Genomic DNA, 20714 nt, shown 5'->3' on the forward strand with positions numbered 1-20714 from the left:
CCCGCCGGGCCGACCGGGCGTGGGTCAGAGGTTGAACCGCAGCGCGCCGTCGATGCGGATCACGGTGCCGTTGAGGTAGTCGTTCTCGGCGATGTGCACGGCGAGCCGGGCGTATTCGTCGGCGCGTCCCATGCGCTTGGGGTTGGGCACCCCGGGCCCCCATTTGGCCTGTGCCTCCTCTTCGGCCATGCCGTAGGCGGGCGTGAAGAAGGTGCCGGGGGCGATGCACATGACGCGCACCCCCGCCGGGCTGAGGTCCCGTGCCGCGGTGAGGGTGAGCCCGATGACGCCGCCCTTGGCCGCGGAGTAGTCGCTCTGCCCCACCTGGCCCTCGAAGCCGGCGATGCTCGCGGTGGAGATGACGACGCCGCGCTGGCCGGAGTCGAGCGGTTCGTTGTGGGTCATCGCCGCGGCGGCCTTGCTCATCACGCGGTAGGTGCCGGTGAGGAAGATGTCCATCGTCCGGGCGAAGACGTCGGCCGAGTACGGGGTGCCGTCCCGGCCGACCATCCGGCGCCCGGCCGCCGGACCGCCGTGGACGACGACGGCCGTGCGCAGCGGGCCCAGCTCGGTCGCGGCGGTGACCGCCTGGTCCACCGACTCGTCCTTGGTGACGTCGGTGGGCACGAAGACCACGGCGTCGCCGAGTTCGGCGGCCAGGGCCTTGCCCTTGTCCTCGGCGAGGTCGGCCACCACCACCTTCGCGCCGGCCTCCACCAGGCGGCGGGTGGTCGCCTCGCCGAAGCCGCCGGCGCCGCCGGTCACGAGTGCGGACGATCCGGAAAGATCCACAATTCCTCCTTGGGTGACGCGCTCCGGCGGAGTTCCGTCGGGCGGCGGCGGGTCGATGCCCCGACTGGAAACAGCAGGGTTCGATTCACCGAAAGTACTGTACTGTTGTGACAACAGTATTGACTACTGTTTCGCGTCGGCCATCAGGGCGCCGCAGACCCGAGGCCATCACCCCAGAAGAGGTGCACGTGTCCGCTCCAGTCATCGTCAGCGCAGTGCGCACGGCCATCGGCACCGCCCGCAAGGGCACCCTTGCCAACACCGACGGCGAGACCCTCGCCTCGGCGATCGTCGAGGAGACGGTGTGCCGATCGGGGCTCGAACCCCACCGGTTCGACGACATCCTGCTCGCGGAGAGTCAGTACGGAGGCGGTGACCTGGCGCGCTACGCCGCCGTCGTGAACGGCATGCTGGACGTGCCCGGCGTCGCGCTCAACCGGCACTGTGCCGGCAGTCTCACCTCCATCGGCCTGGCGGCCGCGTCGGTGAAGTCCGGCATGGAGTCGGCGCTCGTGGCCGGTGGTGTGCAGGCGACCTCGATGGCGCCGCGGCTCAGGCAGCGGGTCGCCGGCACGGCCGACGAGTACGCCGACTGGTATCCCGCGACGCACCCTGACTCGCCCACGGCGCCGAACCTGGACGTGTCGATCACGGTCGGCTGGAACACCGCCAAGGCCGTCGGCATCACCCGCGAGGAACAGGACGCCTGGGCCTGCCGGTCGCACCAGCGCGCGGTCGCGGCGATCGACGCCGGCAAGTTCGCCGACGAGATCGTGCCGCTCAAGTTGGACGGCCCGGGCGACGCCCCGGTCGAGTTCGCCGTGGACGAGCACCCGCGGCGCGACACCTCGCCGGCGAAGCTGGCCTCGCTGAAGGTGCTGCACCCCGAGATCCCGGGCTTCTCCATCACCGCGGGCAACTCCAGCGGCATCAACGACGCCGCTGCCGCGGTGGCCGTGACCAGCGCGGAGCTGGCCTTGGCCGAGGGGCTCACGCCACTGGCGAGGATCCTCGCCTGGGGCGCGGCCGGGGTCGACCCGGCACTGATGGGCTTCGGGGCGCTGCGCGCGGCCGACAAGGTGCTGCGGCGAGCCGGACTGACGTACGCCGATGTGACGCTGTGGGAGATCAACGAGGCGTTCGCCTCCGTCCCGATCGCCGCCTGCAAGGAGTTCGGGCTGGACGAGGAGCGGGTGAACTTCAGCGGCAGCGGGTGCAGCCTCGGCCACCCGGTGGCCGCGTCCGGTGCCCGCATGGTCGTCACGCTCGTGCACGAGTTGCGGCGGCGCGGCGGCGGTCTCGGGCTCGCGACCATGTGCGCCGGTGGTGGCCAGGGCGGCGCGGTCCTCATCGAGGTCTGAATCGGCTGAGCGGTCACCTGAATTTCCTACTGTAAGTCATACAGTATAAGAAGTGGCCGACGGTGGGTCGGCCGGTTCCAGCATCGAGGAGTCGCCCGATGGGGCTTGCCATCACCGAGGAACACCAGGCGCTCGCGGCCGTCGTCCGCTCCTTCGCCGCCGATCAGCGGGTCAGGAGCGGCGCGCGCGCCGCGCTGGACGCGGACGCTCCCGCCGTACCCGAGACGTGGAAGCGGATCGGCGACCTGGGCTGGCTGAGCCTGCACCTGTCGGAGCAGGCGGGCGGCTCCGGATTCGGCCTTCCTGAACTCGCCGTCGTCGTCGACGAACTGGGTCACGCGATCACGCCCGGCCCGCTGCTGGCCACCGCCACCGCCTCCGCGGTGCTGTCCGCGACCGGGGGTGACTCGCTGCACGAGTTCGTCACCCGGCTGGGCAACGGCTCGGCCGTCGCCGGACTCGGGCTCACGGCCGGACTGACCCGCGACGACGACGGCGCGTACAGCGGCGAGCTGACGGTGCTCGCCGGGCGATGGGCCGACGTGCTGCTCCTCGCGGCCGGCGACGACCTGCTGATGGCCCCCACCACCGACGCGGCGGTCGACGTGGTCCCGGTGAAGGGCCTGGATCCGTCGCTGGGGCTCGCCAAGGTCTCCGTCACCGGGCTGGTCCCGGCCGACGGCCATGTCCTCGCCGGCGCCCTCGGCCCGGCGGTCGCGGTGTTCCGGACGCTGGCCGCCGCCGAGGCCGCCGGCGGGGCGCGGGGCTGCCTGGACCTCGCGCTGGAATACGCCCGGGTACGAGAGCAGTTCGGCCGGAGCATCGGCAGCTTCCAGGCGGTCAAACACCACCTGGCCGACATGCTGGTCGCCGTCGAGCTGGCCACCGCGCTCGCCTGGGACGCGGCCCGAGGAGCGGCCACGCCGGCCGAAGCGGAGCTGGCGGCCGCGGCGGCGGCCGGCCTGGCCATGCGCAGCTACCAGGAGTGCGCGCAGAAGGCCGTCCAGATCTTCGGCGGCATCGGCTTCACCTGGGAGCACGACGCCCACCTCCACCTCAGGCGCGCGGCGGCGCTCCGGGCCGTGGTGGCCGCCCTGGGCTCGGCCGAGGACGACGTCTACGAAGCCACCCACGCCGGCGTACGGCGGCAGTTCGCGGTCGAACTGCCAGAGGAGGCCGACACCTATCGTGCCGAGGCCCGCGCCTTCCTCGACCGGTACCGCGCCGCCCCGGAGGAAGAACGCCGGGCGCTGCTCGTGTCCTCGGGATACCTGGTGCCGCACTGGGCCGAGCCGTTCGGACGCGGGGCGGGCGCGATCGAGCAGCTCGTCCTGGAGGAGGAGCTGGCCGGGATCGAGATGCCCTCGCTGGGCATCGGCGGATGGGTGCTGCTGACGCTCACCCAGACCGCGGACCAGGAACAGGTCGAGCGGTGGATCACCCCGAGCCTGCTCGGCGAGCTGCAGTGGTGCCAGCTGTTCAGCGAACCGGACGCCGGCTCCGACGCGGCTGCCGTGCGCACCCGCGCCGAACGCGTCGAGGGCGGCTGGCGGGTGACCGGCCAGAAGGTGTGGACCAGCAACGCGCAGGACTGCAACCGGGGCCTCGCGACGGTACGGACCGACCCGGAGGCGCCCAAGCACCGGGGCATCACGGCGATGGTCGTCGACCTCACCGCGCCCGGCGTCGAGATCCGGCCGCTGCGCGAGATCACCGGGAACGCGCTGTTCAACGAGGTCTTCTTCGACGACGTGTTCGTCCCCGACGCCGACATCGTCGGTGAGCCGGGCGGCGGCTGGAAGGTCGCCCGGGCGACTCTCGGCAACGAGCGGGTGACGATCGGCGGCGGGTCGCCCGAGCGCCTGTCGGCCTTCGAACTGACCGACCTCGCGCTGCGGCACGGCGCGCTCGACGCCGAAAGCCGGCGGGCGATCGCCCGGCTCCTCGTCGAGGCGCAGGCGATGCGGGTGATCAACCTGCGGCAGGCGACGCGTGCCGTCACCGGGGCGGGGCCGAGCGCGGAAGGCAACGTGACCAAGCTGCTGTCGGCCGAGCACGCCCAGCGCGTGAGCGAGCTGGCGCTGCGGCTGTGCGGCACGGCCGCCATCATCGGGGACGAACCGGAGATCGCCGTGGAGTACCTGTTCGACCGGTGCCTGACGATCGCCGGCGGCACCTCGGAGATCACCCGCAACGTCATCGCCGAACGCATACTCGGCCTGCCCCGCGACCCACTATTGCGCTGACCGGGCAGGGAGCGGGACACGGCGGGCCCGTCCCCGGTCACCGGGGACGGGCCCGCCGTGTGACGACGTCAGTCGAGCTCGACGACGGCCTTCCCGGGAGCGATCTGGTTGCCGTCCTGGTCCTCGGTCCACACATCGAGGTCGACCAGGCGCACGCCGTCCTCGACGCGCACCGCGGTGACCGTGCCGCGTGCGCAGACGGTCATGCCGCGTGTGTTGACGGCCCGGAACTGGCAGCGCAGCGACACGATGCGGCCGGCGCCGCCGAGCCAGTCGCGCACCAGGTTGTGCAGGTAGGCCCACTGCAGATTGCCCATCCCGAAGGCCCCCGAGTAGCCGGCGGCCCGCCCGGCCTCCTCGTCCATATGGATTGGGACGAACTCGTCGTTCACGGCGGCGTAACGGTTCCAGTGGGCGAAATCGGTCGTGCGGGTGAACTCCGGCAGGCTGTCGCCGACGGCCGGACTGAGCATGGTGGTCATGATTCCTCGACGCGGTCAGTAGCGGATGAGAGTCGTACGGCTGCGCTTGACGAGCTCGCCGTCCTGGTTCGTCCAGGTGTCCTCGGTGACGGTGAACAGCATCAGACCGAGCCTGCCGGGGCGCTCGGCGTACGACATCAGCCGGTTCTCCGAGGTGATCACGTCACCCGGCCGCATCGGCACGCCGTAGTCGACCTCCAGGCCCCCGTTCAGCTGGAACTCCAACGGTGGCGGGGTGATACCGAGCAGGCGCTCGAGGGAGCCGGGATCGTTCTCCTTCCCCCCGGACGGAGCCGCGCTCTGCAGCGCCGCCAGCCAGGCGAAGGGGTTGAAGTCCTCCGGTGCGGTGATCCCGCCGTGGCGCGACTTCGCGGCGGTCTCCGACTCGATGAAGCGCTCGGGTGGGGCGTCGGGGTAGTAGACCGCCAGCGCCCAGCGGCGGATGTCCGACTCGGAGACGCGGAAGGAGACGCGGCGGGACAGGGTGCGGCCGATGGCCGTCAGCATCTCGCCGGAGATGTGACTCACCTCGGCCTGCGCTGGTTTCGTGGTGTCCGTCATGACTGCACTGCTCCTGTGGGGTTACGGTGCCCGTTCGGCAGGAAGGCCTTGCTGCCGGGGTACGTCGGCCGGAGCAGGCCCAGCACGTCACCTGCCATGCGGGTCACCTCTTTTCGGTCTGTGGTGTGGACGGCATGGGGTGGCTCAGGCGAGGCGCTCGACGAAGGCGCGCAGCTGCCGCAGGTTGCGGCACTCCACCACCTCGTCGCAGTACCCGGCGTACCGCCCGATCACGGAGTCGCCGCTGTCCCAGGCGGCCCGTGGCTCGGGGTTGAGCCAGAACAGGTGCCCGCAGCGGCCGGCGATCCTGCCGAGCGCGTCGGCGCGCGGTGCGTGGTAGTTGGAGCGGGCGTCGCCCAGGACCAGGACCGTGGTGCGGGCGCGCAGCTCACCGGCGTGATCCCGGCAGAAGGTCTCGATGGCGTTGCCGTAGTCCGAGCGGCCGTCCAGCCAGACGCCGAGCCCGAGCCGGTTGATCTCGCTCGCCACCTCCAGCACGTTCGCCGACCGCTCGATCAGGTCGGTCACCTCGTCGAGGCCGTCGACGAACACGAAGCACCGCACGCGGGCGAACCGGCTGCGCAGCGCGTAGGTGAGCTGGAGGGTGAAAGCGGCGAAGGCCGAGACCGATCCGGAGATGTCGGCGAGCACGACGAGTTCCGGCTTGGCCGGGCGCGGCGTGTGGTGGCGCAGGTCGACCGGTATGCCACCGGTCGACAGGGACGCGCGCATGGTCCGGCGGACGTCGATCCTGCCGCGATGGCCGTGCCGACGCCGGTGGACCATACGGGCGGCGAGCTTGCGGGACAGCGGCTGGATCGTGTCCCACAGCTCGTGCAGTTCCGCAGTGGCGGCGGTGAGGAAGCCGACGTCCTCCGGCAGCGGCCGGCGCAGGGTCTTCGCCACGGCGTCGACGCCGCGGTCGGCCACGAGCCGGCGCCGGATCTCGGCCTCGACCTCCAGCCGGAACGCGGCGAGCCGCCGCTCGACGTCCTCCAGGAACAGACGCCGGGGGAGAGGACCGGCGAGGGCGGCCGGGGTGCGCGCCTCGGCTCGCCGCACGAGGGCGGCGGTGACGCGGTCGACGTCCAGGGCGCGCATGGCGCGGAACAGGTAGGAGGTGCCGGCGACGGCCCTGCCCGGCTGGATGCCCGCGTGCCGGTCGACGAGCAGGCCCGCGAGGTGGCGTTGCATCAGGGATCCGTTCTCACCGGCCTCGATCGACTCGGCGAGGAGGCGGCGGATCGTGGCGTCGTCCGGCTCGCCGAGGCCGACGCCGCCGGTCGCCCGGTCCGGCACGCGCTGTCCGAAACAGACGTCGAAAACCCTGTCGAAGGCGCTCAGATGGCCGGCCGACTTCACCAGGGTGACCGCGAGGCCGCTTCTGACCTCCTCCCGGTCGGCGAGGTCGGCGAGGTCGGCGTGGCCCAGTGCCGCGGCGGCGTCGGCTTTCTCGGACGCCGACACCGGGACCCCGAGGGCCCGCAGTTCGTCGACGAGAGCGTCGAGAGTCGTGATCAGGGACACCGCTCAACCCCCCCCGAAAGCATTACAGTAAAGGCATGCGGAAGCGTTCGGTGTTGCTGATCCACGGCATGGGTTCGTCGTACGAGCACAACTGGGTGGCCCCCGGTTGGGCCGACCTCCTGCGCGAGAGCGGGCGTGAGGTCGTCGGGGTGGAACTGCCCGGCCATGGGGCCGACGGGCGGACCGGCGACCCCACGCGCGAGGCGGCTCAGGTGGTGCTCGACGCCGCATCGGACAGCGCTCGGGTCGACGCGGTGGGATTCTCGGCGGGCGGTTACGCGCTGATGGTCGCCGCGGCCAGGAAGCCCGAGGCCTTCGGCTCGGTGGCACTGCTCGGTGTCCCGGACAGCGGCCTGCGCGAGAACCACGCGGGACCGGCGGCGATGAACGCCGTCGCGGACGCTCTCCTCGCCGCCGAGGAACCGGCCGTCGGCGTGCCGCGCCTGATCCGCCGTCTCGTCGACGTGGCGGGCAACGACCGGGCCTCGGTCGCCGCGTTCGCCCGGTCGAGTCAGCCACGCGCCGGAACGGCCGATCTCGCGGCGATCACCGCTCGCTGCCTGGTCGTGGAGGGTGGCGCCGACCGCGGCGGCCCGTCCGAGCAGGTCGCCGCGGCGATACCGCGCTGCTCGCGGGTCATTCTGAAGGGTGTCGACCACTTCGCGATTGCGCGCGACATCGGATGCGTCGATGCCGTACTCCGCTTCCTCGACGCGGACTGACCCTGTGGGGCGGGGTGTCACTCGCCGAACTCCTTCAGGGCGAGAGCGATGTCGCTCTCGTTCTTGAGAAGCACCGGAAGGGTGTCGGCGAGCAGTTCGGTCGTGACGTCGTCGGCGCCGAGCAGGACGAGGGTGCGCGCCCAGTCCAGGGTCTCCGCCACGGAGGGCTTCTTCCGCAGTTCCAGTGAGCGCAGCGACCGCACCAGTTGGCCGACCCTGCCGGCGAGGACCGCCTCGATGCCGGGGACCTGCGCCAGCACGATGTCCCGCTCGTGCTCCGCGGTCGGATAGCCGATGTGCAGGTAGAGACAGCGGCGCTTGAGCGCCTCGGAGAGCTCACGGCTGTTGTTCGAGGTGAGGAAGACCAGGGGAGTGGTACGGGCCCGCAGAGTCCCCAGCTCGGGGATGGACACCTGATACTCCGACAGCACCTCCAGCAGCAGTGCCTCGGTCTCGATGTCGAGCCGGTCGACCTCGTCGACGAGGAGCACGACCGGTTCCTCGGAGCGGATCGCCTCCAGCAGCGGACGGGTGAGCAGAAAGCACTCGTGGAACAACTCGGTCTCCACGCCGTCCCCGCCCGCGGTCCCGGCCCGCGCGATGTGCAGGAGCTGCTTGCGGTAGTCCCACTCGTACAGCGCCTTCGCCTCGTCGAGGCCCTCGTAGCACTGCAGCCGTATCAGCCGCAGCCCGCAGGACTCGGCGACGCTCTTGGCCAGCTGCGTCTTGCCCGTGCCGGCCGGACCCTCGACGAGGACCGGCTTGCCGAGGCGTTCGGCCAGGTGGATGACGCCCGCGATGCGCGGACTCGGGACATAACCGGTGCCCCGCAGCCGGTCCGCGACCTGCTGGGAGGAGGCGAAATGCGGCGAGTCGGGCATCTGCGGCGCTCCCGTCCTGGGGTGACGTGCCGACCCGTCAGTCCTGCGTCCGGCCGCACGTTGCTTTTACTGTATGCATTACCGTAATGGCGTGTAGACTGCCGGTCAACAGCTCCGGCGCCATGGCCGTCGGCTTCGCAGTACATCGTCGGGAGGACAAGGTGCCGTCATGAGATTCGAACTGACCGCCGACCAGCGCTTGTTGCAGACGGCGACAGCGGACTACCTGGAGAAGTCCGCCCCGCTCGGCGTGATCCGCGCGTTGCACGACGAGGGCCGCACGTTCGACCGGGACACCTGGCGGCGTGGGGCGGAACTCGGGTGGACGTCGCTCGTCGTGCCGGAGGAGACGGGCGGCGGCAGCGTCTCCGGCGAGGGGGTCGTCGACGCGACGGTCATCGCCGAGCAGTTCGGACGCGGGTGCGCGCCCGGACCGCTCGCCGTGGTCAACGTCGTCGCCGCCGCCCTCGCCGAGGCGGCCGGCGCGGACCGGCACGCCGGACTCCTCGGCAGGCTGCTCGACGGCTCGATGGTCGCCGCCTGGGCCTGCTGTGCGCCGGGACGGGGCTGGGACCCCGAAGCGGGCGCGATCGAGGCACGGCCCGACGGGGACGGTTACGTCCTTGACGGCACGCACGACGGCGTCGAGCACGGCGGCGACGCGGACGCGTTCCTGGTACTCGCCCATACCCCCGAGGGCCTGAGCCAGTTCGTCGTCGAGCGCGACGCGGACGGCGTGTCCGTCCTCCCGCTGGAGAGCCTCGACATGGTGCGCGGCTTCGCACGCGTCGACTACGCCGGCGTACGCGTCCCGGCCACCGCGCTCGTGGGAGCGGCCGGCGGTGCCGCGGCCGCCGTCGAGCGCCAGTTCCAGCTCGCCGTCGTGCTGCAGTGCGCCGAACTCGTCGGTGTCGTCGAGCGCGTGCTGGAGTTCACCCGGCAGTGGATGTTCGACCGCTACTCCTTCGGCCGGCCGCTCGCCTCCTATCAGGAGCTCAAGCACCGGATGGCGGACATGACGCTGTGGTCGGAGTCCGGCCAGGCGACGATGGCCGCCGCCGCCCGCGCGGTGCAGGAGCGCCGGGCCGACGCCGGTGAGCTGGTCAGCGTCGCGAAGTCCTACCTCGGCCAGCGGGCCACCGACATCATCCAGGACTGCGTCCAGTTGCACGGCGGCCTGGGAGTCACCTGGGAGCACGACATCCACATCTACCTGCGCCGGGCGACGGTGAACCGGCTCATGTGGGGCACGCCGTCCGCGCACCGCCGCCGTATCGCCGATCTGCTGAACGTCTGAGGAGATTCGAGATGACCGCGACCACGACGGCCGTGTCAGACGCCACCGGCATGGAGAGCGTCGACAGCTTCCGCCTGCGGGCCCGCGAGTGGATCCCGGCGAACCTGCGGCGCCTGGCCGACCTGCCCGCCGACGAAGGTGCGCAAAGGAACGTGTCGAGCGACGAGAGCGCCTGGCAGCGGGCCCGTGCCCTGCAACGCACGCTGTACGAGGGTGGCTTCGCCGGAATCTGCTACCCCAAGGAGTACGGCGGTCTCGGCCTCACCTCCGCGCACCAGCGCGCCTTCAACGAGGAGGTCGCCGGCTACGAGATGCCGATGCGGCTGAATGTGCCGACGTTCACCATCTGCGGCCCGACCATCCTCGACATGGGCAGCGAGGAGCACAAGCGTGAGCACCTGGCCGCCGCGATCCGCGGCGACGAGGTGCTCGTGCAGTTCCTGTCCGAACCGGGCAGCGGCTCCGACCTCGCCGGAGCGACGACCCGCGCCGAGCGCGACGGCGACGTGTTCGTCCTCAACGGCTCGAAGATCTGGAGCTCGGGCGCCTACGCCGCCGACTACGCGCTGTGCCTGGCCCGCACCGACTGGGACGCGCCCAAGCACCGGGGACTGACGATGTTCCTGATGAAGGTGCATCAGCCCGGCGTGCACATCGAACGCATCAAGCAGGTCAACGGCGGCGACGAGTTCTGCCAGGAGTTCTTCGACGACGTCGTCGTCCCGGCCTCCGCGGTGGTCGGCGAGGTGGGCGGCGGCTGGGCGGTCGCCTCGCGCCAGCTGTTCCACGAGCGCAACGCCGTCGGCGGCGGCTCACCGTACTTCAGCGGCGCGCGGGCCGAAGGGCGGCGCGGCACGGAGACCGATGCGCTCATCGACCTGGTCCGCCGCACCGGCCGGGCGGACGACCCCTACGCGCGGGAGCTGATCGCCGAGGCGCACGCCCTCGGCGTCATCCACGGGCACCTCGTCGACCGGGTCACCGCGGGCATGCGCACGCAGAAGATGCCTCCCACCGCCGGCTCGCTCATCCGCCTCTTCCACGGCGAGAGCGCCACCCGCCAGGCAGAGATCGCACTCGAACTCGCCGGCCCGGCCGCCGCGATGTCCGCCCCCGACGGGCCCGACACCCGCGAGGTGGGCGTGTCCTTCCTGTTCCGCCAGGCCACCCAGCTCGGCGGCGGCAGCACCGAGATGGCACGCAACATCATCAGCGAACGGATCCTCGGAATGGCCCGCGAGTACGCCGCCGACCGCGACGTCCCCTTCAACCAGGTCCGGCACGGGCGCTGAAGGCCGAACGCACCTGAGGTCCTCAGGAAGGACATAACGGCACATGACCACAGCAGAACCCTCCCTCGCCACCACCCCGCCGGCCGCGGACGTGGTCCGGCGCATCGTGCGGGCCCTGCCCTCCGAGGAGGAACGACATGGGTGAGGCGGGCGACGCCGCTCTGCTGCTGGTACGGCTCACTGTGGGCGCGGTGATGGCCGTACACGGCTGGAACCACTGGCGCGGCGGAGGCGGGATCGAGGGCACCGCGCGCTGGTTCGCCGGACTCGGGCTGCGCCGACCGCTCCTGCAGGCGTGGCTGAGCGTGCTCACCGAGATCGGCGCGGGCGTCCTGCTGGCCGCCGGGCTGTTCACCTCGCTCGCCGGCGCCGCCGTCATCTCGGTGATGCTGGTCGCCGGTCTGCTCGCGCACCGTCGCAACGGCTTCTTCGTCTTCAAGGACGGCTACGAGTACGTCCTGGTCCTCGCCGTGCTGTCGCTGGCACTCGCGGCCTGGGGGCCCGGCGAGTACGCGGTGGACACGGCCGCCGGCATCGAGCTGACCGGCTGGCCGGGCACCGGCGCCGCGCTCGGCGCCGCGATCCTCGGGACGGGGACCCTGCTCGCGCTCTTCTATCGCCCGCAGGCGCCGAGCGCGTCCTGACCCGCCATGTGAGGAGAAACACGAGTGAGTCTGAGGATTGTACGCCCGTCGAATCGCCGTGGGCCTGGCGGCGCTCGGTGCCGGCGCGGGCGGGGTGGTGACGGTCCAGCTTCCGGCGCGTGTCGAGACCGGGGGCGCGTACGCCGCCGTACTGCTGTGCGGGGGAGTACTGCTACCGGTGTCGCCGGAGGCCACCGCAGAGGAGGCCCGGCTGGTCCTCCGGCTCACGGGGGCCACCGCGCTGATCACTTCGGTCTGGCGGGCGCACGACGTACTCCGTACGAGAGGTTCCGAGCACGCAGTGCCGCGGCTGCGGCTGCGGCTGCGGGTCGCGGTGCCGGGCACATCGCCCGCGGCGGCGGTGCCGGCTGACGCGGTGGACTGGTTCACTCTGCTGAACCCCCGGCCGGTCGAGCCCGCTTCGCGCACTGATCAGGATCAGGTGTGTCTGCTGGCCTGGACGGAAGGTGTCGGCGGTACTCCCGCATGCGTCCAGCACACCCATCGCTCACCGCTGGCCGGGCTGACACTCTCGCAACCGGCCCAGACGGCACGTCGGGATCGGGTGCACCTCAATACGTTGCGGCCCGGCTGCGCGGCGGGTCCCGCCGGACTGCTGCAGGCGATGGTTCGCGGAAGACCCACGGTCTTTATGGAGCGCCTGCAGGCAGGCCGCGCTGCACCTGGTGCACCGCCACGGGGTGACGTCGGCGGAGGGGACGGCCTTCCACCTCGCCGGGCTGCTCAACGCGGCCGAACGCACCGGCTTGGCCACAGGCCCTCTCACCGACTACCTCGTGCGCGACGAGACCCCACCGCCCGCGGTCGTCGAGCGGGCCGCCCGGGCGGGGGTGGCCGTGCTGCCGGTACCCACCCGTGCCTGACCAGGCCGGGACGGGCAAGAACCCGGGCTTGTCGAGCCCCCCGCCGACCGGGGAAGACCGCCCGGCCGGCGCTCGTCAATTGTCAGTCGTATGTGTAGAAACCGCGCTTGGTCTTCCGGCCCAGCCAACCCATCCGCACGTACTGCATGAGCAGCGGCGGGGGCCAGTACTTGGGATCGTGGTACTCCTCGTACATGCGCGCGGCCATGTCGTGGACGATGTCCAGGCCGATCAGGTCGCTGAGCCCGAAGGGTCCCATCGGGTGGTTGAAGCCGAGCCTGAGGACCGAGTCGATGTCCTCCATCGAGGCCACTCCGCGTTCAAAGGCACGGATGGCGTCCAGGAGGAACGGCACGACGAGCAGGTTGCCGATGAAGCCGGGCCCGTCCTTGATGATCACCGGGGACTTGCCGAGGGCCTTCGACAGATCGACGGCGGCCCGGATGGTCTCCTCGCTCGTCGCCGGGGTGCGGATGACCTCCACCAGGTCCATGAGGGGGACCGGGTTGAAGAAGTGCAGGCCGACGACCCGCTCGGGGGCGGACGTCTCGGCCGCCATGATCACGAGCGGGATCGTCGAGGTGTTCGAGGCGAGGACCGCGGTGGGAGAGGCGTGGCGCTCGAAGTCGCGGAAGAGCTCACGCTTGAGGTCGACGTCCTCGAACGCCGCGTCGATCACGATGTCGGCTCCGGCGATGGCCGCCCGGTCCGTGGAGGTGCGCAGGCGGGCCAGTGCCTGGGCTGCCTGTTCCTCGGTGAACTTCCCCTTCTCGACGAACTTCGCCAACCCGGCGGCGACCCGTGCCCGACCGGCCCCGACGGCCTGCTCGTCCCGCTCGATGCCGACCACGTCGAAGCCGAGGGGAACGGCCGTCTGCGCGATACCGGCCCCCATGGTGCCGAGGCCGACTATCGCGAGTGTCTTGAACTCCACGCGCACTCCTTGTCTTCAGGTGCTGCTAGAGCACGGGTGTCCTGGTGGCCTCGGGGGCCCCGGCGTCCTTGTCGATGTCTGCGACCAGCTTGCGGCGCAGTACCTTGCCCGTCGGCGTGGTCGGGAGTTCCGGCAGGAAGACGATGTCGTCGGGGGTCTTCGAACTGCGCAGCCGGCCGCGGACGAACTCGCGCAGGACGCCGGCGTCCGGCCGCACGCCGGGCTTGACGACAACGAACGCGCCGATGCGCTGCCCCCATTCGTCGTCCGGGATGCCGGCCACGGCCACGTCCGCCACCCATTCGTGCTCGGTGAGCACGCTCTCGATCTCCGAGGGGGCGATGTTCTCGCCGCCGCGGATGATGGTGTCGTCGGACCGGCCCTCGACGAAGATGAAGCCGTCCTCGTCGATATGGCCGCGGTCACGGGTGGGGAACCAGCCGGCGCTGTCCAGCCGGCTGCCGGCCTCCAGGTACTCACCGGCGACCTGTGGCCCGCGTACGACGATGTCTCCCACCACGCCGGGAGGGCACGGCAGCCCGTCCGGATCATGGACCTCGATCTCCACGCTGGGCAGCGCACGGCCCACCGACCCCAGTCTCGCGCGCACGGTGGGATCGTCGCTCGCGGCGGCCGTACGGTGGTCGTCCGGTCCCAGCACCGCGATGGAGGAGGCGGTCTCGGTGAGGCCGTAGGCGTTGACGAAACCGGTGCCGGGAAAGAGCCGCAGCGCCTCCATGAGCACGGGTACGGCGATCTTCGCGCCGCCGTACGACATCGACCGCAGCGTCGAGGGGCCCCGCTCGCCGGAGTGGACGAGTTCGCTGACGATGCGCGCGAGCATCGTCGGCACCACCATCGCGTGCGTGACTGCCTGGGTCCGGACGCGATGCAGCCAGTCGGCGGCGCTGAAGTGGTCGAGATACACGATCCGGCGACCGGCGTACAGGTTGGAGAGCAGGTTCGCGACGGCGGCGATGTGGTAGGGCGGCACGCTGACGATGGTCGCGTCGCTCTCCTCGGCCGACGCGAACTCGACGGAGCCGAAGATGTAGGACGTCAGGTGCCGGTGCCGCAGTACCGCGCTCTTCGGGGCGGCGGTCGTCCCGCTCGTCATCAGCAGCACGGCGATCGAGTCGGGGTCCGGGTCGGCGGGCTCGGTCTCGTGATCGGCGGCAACCGCCGTCGGCCCGGCGAACTCCTCCAGCGTCACGGCCGCCATGCCCCGGACCCGCTCGGGCGAGTCGGTTATCACGAGCGGCTTGGCCTGGCGGCCGAGGACGTCGTCCAGCTGCTCGGCGCTCAGCCGGTAGTTGACCGGCAGGAAGGGCACGCCGACGGAGGCCGCGGCGAACAGGGCGACCGGAAACGCGGGACCGTTGCCGCCGAGGTAGACGACGGTGCCGGCATCGGCGGCCCGGACGAGATCCGAGCCCGAGCGCGCCCGCCGGGCGAGTTCGCTGGCGGTGAGGCCGTCCGCGCGGTCACCGATGAGGACCCGGTCGGGCATCCCCTCGACCACCATGTCGAGGAGCATCGTGAGGTTCATCGCGGGTGCGGTCCGTTTCAGTCGGACGCCGGCAGCGCCTTGGCCGCCTTCTGCGTGAGTTGGCTGTTGCCGAAGGTCAAAGGGCCGATTCCGGCCTTGGTGCACAGCACCTCGATGCCGCTGTCGTCGTCGGTGTACCGCTTGCCGAGGTGGATAGGTGGGCCGTCGCTCACCTGTGGTGCGGTGGGATCGGGGGCCGTCGGGCGCATCTCCGCGCCGGCGCACATCAACACCGCGGGGGTGTCGGAACTCTTGACGACGATGACTTCGCACGTCGAGTTCTGTCCGCGCAGCCGAGTGCCGACCTGCAAACTCATATGGTCCTCCTCAACGACAGGCACTGCTGATGCCGTCCGTCCCGCAGAGCGGCCGGGGCCGTCTGGACGGGACATCGCAACGCAACACCCATACCGTAAGGTATATAGTACAGGGGTCAAGAGGCGCGGGGGAGGTGTGACGTTGACCCTGCGCTCAAGTGATGAAGAAGACGTCCCGGTGGGCTGCGGTGACGGTCCGTCCAGGTCGGCCCGTATGTGCCGAGGCTGTATCGCCGGCGAGGGCACGCCGGCGCCTCCGGTGGAGTGTCGCCCGACCGTCGATCAGGAGCAGGCGCTGGATTGCGCCCGACAGGGTGTCAGGGTCCTGCACGCTGCGCCGAGAGGTGCCGCGTGCGCTGATCGACGACGTGAGGGCGCTGACGCCCTGGCAGAGGAAGTGACCCGCGAGATGGGAAGGTGCACCGCATGAGCCGGACCGAGCCACTCATGAGGCGGATCCCCGCCGCCGGCGTGGAACTGGCCGCCGAGGAGTATCCGGTGGACGCGCCGAAGGGCACCGCGCTGTTCCTGCACGGCGGGGGCCAGACCCGCCATTCTTGGAAGGGCGCGGCCCGGACGCTTGCCAGGAGCGGCTGGCGCACCTTCTCGCTCGACACCCGCGGTCATGGCGACAGCGGTTGGGCGCCGGACGGGGACTACTCGATGGACGTCCTCGTGGCCGATCTCGTCGGCGTGGCCGCCCGGGCCGGTGAGGGCGATCCGCGTCCTCCCGTGCTGATCGGCGCGTCGATGGGCGGCCTGACCTCGCTGCTGGCCGTCGGGGAAGGGCTGGTGGACGCTCGCGCGCTCGTGCTTGTCGATGTCGCCCCGCGCATGGAACGGGATGGCGCCGCACGGGTCTCCGGGTTCATGCGCCGCCACGTCGACGGCTTCGCCACGCTGGAGGACGTCGCCGCCGCGGTGTCCGAGTACAACCCGCACCGTCGGCGTCCGAGGAGTCTGGAGGGGTTGCGCAAGAACGTGCGCCTGGCCGAAGACGGCCGCTGGTACTGGCACTGGGACCCGGCGCTGGTGCGGCCGGACGCCGACGAGCCCAGGCGGCACCCCGACCCGGAGCGGCTGCGCGAGGCGGCCCGCCGCATCGACGTTCCCACGCTCTTGGTCCGCGCTGTTCAGTCGGACGTGCTCAGTGAGGAGGGGGTGCGCGAGTTCCTGTCGCTTGTGCCCGGCTCGCGCGCGGTCGACGTCGCCGGCACCGGGCATATGGTGGCCGGCGACGACAACGACGCGTTCATCGACCAGGTAGGGCGATTCCTCGGCACCGTGTGACCGCGCAGACCCAACGGGTCCTGGGCCTCCGCGACCCGTCCGGTCCTGCGGTGAGTCACCCCCGGAGGTGACTCACCGGCCCTTCCACTGCGGTGCGCGCTTCTCCGCGAAGGCGCGAGCTCCTTCGAGCGCGTCCTCGCTCTCGAACACCTTGGAGTTTTCGGCTTCCTGTGCCGCGCGTGCCGCGGCGACGCCTTCGGTGAGCGCCACGCGCATGAGCTTCTTCGTCGCGAGGACGCCGAGCGGGCCGTTCTCGCCGATACGGCGGGCGAACTCCAACGCGGCGCCGACCACGTCTCCGGCTGGAACGACGCAGTTGACCAGCCCCAGCGCACACGCGCGCTCGGCGTCGATCAGATCTCCGGTCAGCCCGAGTTCGAGAGCGATCGCGAGGGGGATGCGGCCGGGCAGCGTGGTTCCGCCGCCAGCGGCGAACAGGCCGCGCTTGACCTCCGGGATGCCGAACCTGGCCTTGTCGGAGGCGACGACGATGTCGCAGTTGAGCAGGAGCTCGAACCCTCCGGCGACGGCGGTGGCGTTGGCGGCACCGATGACGGGCTTGGGGTACTCGCCTCGGCTGAACATCGTGAAATGCGTGTTGTCGGACTCCGGCCCGGAGGAATCGGAACCGGCGGCGAACGCCTTGAGGTCCATGCCGGCGCAGAACGCCCGGTCGCCGGCACCGGTCAGCACCACCGCGCGCACCGCGTCGTCGTCCAGGCATTCACGCAGCGCCCGCGAGAGTGCGGCGATCAGGCCGGGGCTGAGGGCGTTGCGCTGGTCCGGGCGGTTGAGCGTGATGACCTCGGCAGAGCCTTCACGACGTCGGAGCAGATCCATCTCGACCGCCTTCCGGTAAGTGTTTCGCTGAAGGGTGTCCGGCGGCCCGACCGTCTTCCGCCGGTGGTGTGGTGTCGGCACACAGTCGGTTGCGGGACTGTGGCCGCCCGGCGCGGACTCTGCCGGTATTCTGTCCGGTAAAGCTTCCGGGAACGCTTTCGGTAAGCTACCACCCGCTGATCGGAGGGACAACGGCGCGGTGCACGGCTGCCGGAGGGGGCGTGACGCGGGGCCGACACCATCGTGGTGCTGCTCGAGATCGTCGGTCGGGCGCGGGTCAGGCTGATGTTGTTCGTTCCCCGGGGGGAAGGCCGGTGCCGAGGCGGTGCGGTGCGGTGACGGCTGCTCACAGGAATCGCCGACGACACGTCGAGCGTCCGCCGCGTGGTGGAACGGATCGCGGGTGAGGTGTCCGTTCCGACCCGGTTTACCAGAACCGCGCTGAGAACCAGCAGGCGGCGACGTGGTCCGGGGCGGTCGACCAGCCGTCGCGGCAGCGTTACGGTAATCCCTTACCGTATGCCATGCCGGGAGGCATTGGCTGGTACCGTGTCAGTCAGTTCGGAGCGCGGGCTCGGCCTACGCTCGGGCCGGGCCGGTGGGTGGTGACAAGGAGGAGAGGCAGCGTGACGAAGGCCGATTCCACCGGGACGCGTAAGCGTCGTCAGCGTAACTCGATCAACGCCGAGGAGATCGTCGGAGGTGCCTTCGAGGTCGCGCGGCGCACCTCGCTCGACCAGCTGAGCATGCCGATCCTCGCCGAGCATCTGGGTGTCGGCGTCACCAGCATCTACTGGTACTTCCGGAAGAAGGAAGAGCTGCTCAATGCGATGACGGACATCGCCGTCGACAAGTACCTGCGGCTGACGCCGGAGATCCGGGCGGATGACACCTGGCAGAACACGCTGTCCTCGCACTTCCGCGCGCAGCGCGAGATCCACCACGAGGACGAGGTCCTCTCCGATCTGCTCTTCATCCGCACCTCCACGTACAGCCGCGAGGCGGCCCGCCGCACCATGGAACTGGTCGAGTCCGTGGTGGCGAAGCTGGTCGCGGACGGTTTCACGCCCGACAATGCGATGATGGTGTACAGCGCGATCGGTGTGTACACCCGCGGTTCGATCATCCACGAGCGCATCCTTCGGCTGGCCGACGCGCCGACGATCGACGCCGCCCGCCAGCGTCACATGACGGACTGGTCCCACCTGCCCGTCCTGGACGGCTTGATCGACCGCCATCCGATCTCCGGGACGAGTGACGAGGACTTCGAGTTCGGCATTGCGCGCCTGATCTGCGGGTTCGAGGTCCTCCTTCGCGAGCAGAGCCAGCGGCCTCGCAAGACGTCGCGCGGATCGACGGCCGCGCGGGGCGCGATGACCGTTCGTAAGGCCCCTGCTCGCAAAAAAGCCGGATCCTGAGGGCTTCCGGGGATCGCTGCGACACCGGGATGGTCCGGTCCGATCGAGGCCGGTTCACGCGGGCGCTCGGCTGGAGTCTCCCAGGCGCAGCAGGCCGTTTGCGTTCTCGTGCGGTGCATGTCGCCAAGGGCTGGGCTGGGGCCTTGGGCACCGTACCTGAAGGGCAGGTTCAGGGCCGCTCGTTGGGCACGGTCATCAGCGTGGCGGCGCCCGGCGGCGACGAGCCTGCTGCCGGGCGCCCGTGTGCTCGTGACGTAACCGGACCCCGCCTGGGCGGGAATCGGGACCCTCGCGGTTCGGCTCGCCGGCCGCTACCTGCGGACGGCGGCAGGGTCCCATTGCAGGGGGAGGCTGCGCAGCCCCATCACCAGGCTGCGCGACTCGTCGAACGGGATGTCCGGATCGATCTCGTACACCGGAATGCGCTTGTGCCACTCCTCATAGGCGATCGCTAGCTCCTGTCGCGCGAGGTGAGACCCGAGGCACCGGTGCGGCCCCGCACCGAACGCCAGATGCGAGATGTCGGTGCGGTCGAAGTCGACCGTCGTGGCGTCCGGGAAGTGCTGCTCGTCGCGGTTGCCGGCCGGCAGGCTGAGGATGAAGTGCTGGCCCTTCTTCACCGGGCAGCCGTCTACTTCGGTGTCGGTCATCGCCGTCCGCGAGATGTTCACGACCGAGTAGACGCGGAGGATCTCCTCGACCGCGCTGGGGATCACCGACGGGTCGGCCGCGATCCGCTCCCGGTCGGCCGGATGGCTCGCCAGATGGTGGAAGCCGTAGCCGAGCGAGGCGGCGACGGTGTCCAGACCGGCCTGGAACAGCAGGAGATAGAAAGAGAGCAGATCCTCGTGCGGGATCGGCTCACCGTCGATCTGCCAGTCCATGGCGCGCGAGATGAGGTCGGAGCCGCGCTCCCCGGCCGGCGTCTTCCTGCGCTCGTCCAGGATCTGCGACAGGTATTCGGTGACCTCGGTCTGGGCCTGGATCGGGATCCGGAACGCCTCGGCCGGATCCGTCGACTCCGGGTGCATGATGTCGGTCTCCCATGCGATGAACTTGTCCAGTTCCTCGACCGGCAGGCCGATGATGTGCTCGAGGAAGATGGTGGTCGGGAACCTGAGCGCGAACTCCTTGGCGAAATCGCAGTGACCGCGGTCGATGAACCCGTCGATGAGTTCGTTGGCGCGCGCGCGGAGAGAGCCTTCCAGGCGGGCGACGGCGGCCGGTGAGAAGGACGAGGCGAGCAGCCTGCGCCACTTCACGTGGATCGGGCCGTCGAGCGTTTGCGGCTTGAGGACGAACGGCGCCTCCTTGCCGGTCGCCGGATCGACGGCCTTGCTGTGGAACACGTCGGCGCGCTGGCCGATCTCCTGCACCAGGTCGTAGGTGGTGTAGATGATCTGGCCGGTACCGAGCGTGTGTGCCGGTCCGGCGTCCCGCAGGGAGTCCAGTTCCGCGAAACCGGCGAGCGGTTCGCGGCTGCCGCCCGTCGTCACCAGGTCACTGTAGGGGCATCGCTGTGCGATCAGCGCATCCCGCTCATCCGCATCGCTCGTGGTCTGCTCCGTCTGCGCCATGTCGCTCCTTCGCGCTCCCGTATCCGTGCAACGCTTTTACTGTTGCAAGTCCCGTGATGCTTACGGTAACGACTCCAGTCGTCGGTCACAATGGAGGGGA

Annotated in this window: 19 protein-coding genes and 1 pseudogene; 10 read left to right on the forward strand and 10 right to left on the reverse strand. The window is 70.7% G+C overall.

Going from position 1 to position 20714, the window contains the following annotated elements:
- Nucleotides 1-24 precede the first annotated feature (24 nt).
- The gene (locus ADL01_RS23790) at nt 25-792 is read right to left on the reverse strand and encodes an SDR family NAD(P)-dependent oxidoreductase (protein WP_053744051.1); all 768 of its coding nucleotides are present in this window, start codon (nt 790-792) and stop codon (nt 25-27) included.
- 188 nt (nt 793-980) lie between these two features.
- Here ADL01_RS23790 and ADL01_RS23795 point away from each other — a divergent pair, with 188 nt between their 5' ends.
- Nucleotides 981-2153, forward strand: a complete 1173-nt coding sequence (locus tag ADL01_RS23795) for a thiolase family protein (RefSeq protein WP_053744052.1) — start codon at nt 981-983, stop codon at nt 2151-2153.
- Nucleotides 2154-2251: 98 nt separating this feature from the next.
- A complete protein-coding gene (locus ADL01_RS23800; RefSeq protein ID WP_053744053.1) occupies nt 2252-4399 on the forward strand; it encodes an acyl-CoA dehydrogenase in 2148 nt (715 codons plus the stop codon).
- Between the two features lie 68 nt (nt 4400-4467).
- Here ADL01_RS23800 and ADL01_RS23805 read toward each other — a convergent pair whose 3' ends face one another.
- From ADL01_RS23805 to ADL01_RS23815, 3 genes are all read right to left on the reverse strand, one after another.
- Nucleotides 4468-4881: a MaoC/PaaZ C-terminal domain-containing protein gene (locus ADL01_RS23805; RefSeq protein ID WP_053744054.1), complete on the reverse strand. Its 414-nt coding sequence runs from the start codon at nt 4879-4881 to the stop codon at nt 4468-4470.
- A 15-nt stretch (nt 4882-4896) separates the two neighbouring features.
- A complete protein-coding gene (locus tag ADL01_RS23810) occupies nt 4897-5442 on the reverse strand; it encodes an FAS1-like dehydratase domain-containing protein (protein WP_063783568.1) in 546 nt (181 codons plus the stop codon).
- A 144-nt stretch (nt 5443-5586) separates the two neighbouring features.
- Nucleotides 5587-6969 (reverse strand): VWA domain-containing protein, encoded by a 1383-nt coding sequence (locus ADL01_RS23815; RefSeq protein WP_053744055.1) that lies wholly within the window; start codon nt 6967-6969, stop codon nt 5587-5589.
- 35 nt (nt 6970-7004) lie between these two features.
- Here ADL01_RS23815 and ADL01_RS23820 point away from each other — a divergent pair, with 35 nt between their 5' ends.
- A complete protein-coding gene (locus ADL01_RS23820) occupies nt 7005-7691 on the forward strand; it encodes an alpha/beta fold hydrolase (RefSeq protein WP_063783569.1) in 687 nt (228 codons plus the stop codon).
- 17 nt (nt 7692-7708) lie between these two features.
- Here the strand turns inward: ADL01_RS23820 and ADL01_RS23825 are convergent, their stop codons facing one another.
- A complete protein-coding gene (locus ADL01_RS23825; protein ID WP_053744057.1) occupies nt 7709-8572 on the reverse strand; it encodes an AAA family ATPase in 864 nt (287 codons plus the stop codon).
- A 169-nt stretch (nt 8573-8741) separates the two neighbouring features.
- Here ADL01_RS23825 and ADL01_RS23830 point away from each other — a divergent pair, with 169 nt between their 5' ends.
- The 5 genes and pseudogenes from ADL01_RS23830 to ADL01_RS46505 all read left to right on the forward strand — a co-directional run bounded on the left by ADL01_RS23830 (nt 8742) and on the right by ADL01_RS46505 (nt 12689).
- Entirely contained in the window at nt 8742-9869 is a 1128-nt protein-coding gene (locus ADL01_RS23830) for an acyl-CoA dehydrogenase family protein (protein WP_053744058.1), read from the forward strand.
- An 11-nt stretch (nt 9870-9880) separates the two neighbouring features.
- Nucleotides 9881-11161, forward strand: a complete 1281-nt coding sequence (locus ADL01_RS23835; RefSeq protein WP_053744059.1) for an acyl-CoA dehydrogenase family protein — start codon at nt 9881-9883, stop codon at nt 11159-11161.
- A 137-nt stretch (nt 11162-11298) separates the two neighbouring features.
- A complete protein-coding gene (locus ADL01_RS23840) occupies nt 11299-11805 on the forward strand; it encodes a DoxX family protein (protein ID WP_053744060.1) in 507 nt (168 codons plus the stop codon).
- Between the two features lie 37 nt (nt 11806-11842).
- Nucleotides 11843-12460 (forward strand): annotated as a pseudogene (locus tag ADL01_RS47870) (AMP-binding protein); the annotation flags it as partial.
- Nucleotides 12461-12491: 31 nt separating this feature from the next.
- Nucleotides 12492-12689, forward strand: coding sequence for a hypothetical protein (locus ADL01_RS46505; protein ID WP_053744061.1), 198 nt, complete (start codon nt 12492-12494; stop codon nt 12687-12689).
- Between the two features lie 82 nt (nt 12690-12771).
- On the opposite strand, the gene ADL01_RS23850 is transcribed toward ADL01_RS46505, so the two are convergent.
- The 3 genes from ADL01_RS23850 to ADL01_RS23860 are packed head-to-tail and all read right to left on the reverse strand — an operon-like array spanning nt 12772 to nt 15489.
- The gene (locus ADL01_RS23850) at nt 12772-13623 is read right to left on the reverse strand and encodes a 3-hydroxyacyl-CoA dehydrogenase family protein (RefSeq protein ID WP_053744062.1); all 852 of its coding nucleotides are present in this window, start codon (nt 13621-13623) and stop codon (nt 12772-12774) included.
- A 25-nt stretch (nt 13624-13648) separates the two neighbouring features.
- The gene (locus ADL01_RS23855; RefSeq protein ID WP_053744063.1) at nt 13649-15172 is read right to left on the reverse strand and encodes a class I adenylate-forming enzyme family protein; all 1524 of its coding nucleotides are present in this window, start codon (nt 15170-15172) and stop codon (nt 13649-13651) included.
- Nucleotides 15173-15189: 17 nt separating this feature from the next.
- A complete protein-coding gene (locus tag ADL01_RS23860; protein ID WP_053744064.1) occupies nt 15190-15489 on the reverse strand; it encodes a hypothetical protein in 300 nt (99 codons plus the stop codon).
- A 426-nt stretch (nt 15490-15915) separates the two neighbouring features.
- Here ADL01_RS23860 and ADL01_RS23865 point away from each other — a divergent pair, with 426 nt between their 5' ends.
- The gene (locus ADL01_RS23865) at nt 15916-16779 is read left to right on the forward strand and encodes an alpha/beta fold hydrolase (RefSeq protein ID WP_053744065.1); all 864 of its coding nucleotides are present in this window, start codon (nt 15916-15918) and stop codon (nt 16777-16779) included.
- A 72-nt stretch (nt 16780-16851) separates the two neighbouring features.
- Here the strand turns inward: ADL01_RS23865 and ADL01_RS23870 are convergent, their stop codons facing one another.
- Nucleotides 16852-17619, reverse strand: coding sequence for an enoyl-CoA hydratase-related protein (locus tag ADL01_RS23870; protein WP_053744066.1), 768 nt, complete (start codon nt 17617-17619; stop codon nt 16852-16854).
- A gap of 626 nt (nt 17620-18245) precedes the next feature.
- Here ADL01_RS23870 and ADL01_RS23875 point away from each other — a divergent pair.
- On the forward strand, nt 18246-19037 hold the full coding sequence (locus ADL01_RS23875; RefSeq protein WP_053744067.1) for a TetR/AcrR family transcriptional regulator: 792 nt from the start codon (nt 18246-18248) through the stop codon (nt 19035-19037).
- A gap of 311 nt (nt 19038-19348) precedes the next feature.
- On the opposite strand, the gene ADL01_RS23880 is transcribed toward ADL01_RS23875, so the two are convergent.
- A complete protein-coding gene (locus tag ADL01_RS23880) occupies nt 19349-20614 on the reverse strand; it encodes a cytochrome P450 (RefSeq protein ID WP_053744068.1) in 1266 nt (421 codons plus the stop codon).
- Nucleotides 20615-20714: the final 100 nt, after the last annotated feature.

It is taken from the genome of Streptomyces sp. NRRL WC-3618 (genome assembly GCF_001280005.1).
Classification (GTDB): Bacteria; Actinomycetota; Actinomycetes; order Streptomycetales; family Streptomycetaceae; genus Streptomyces.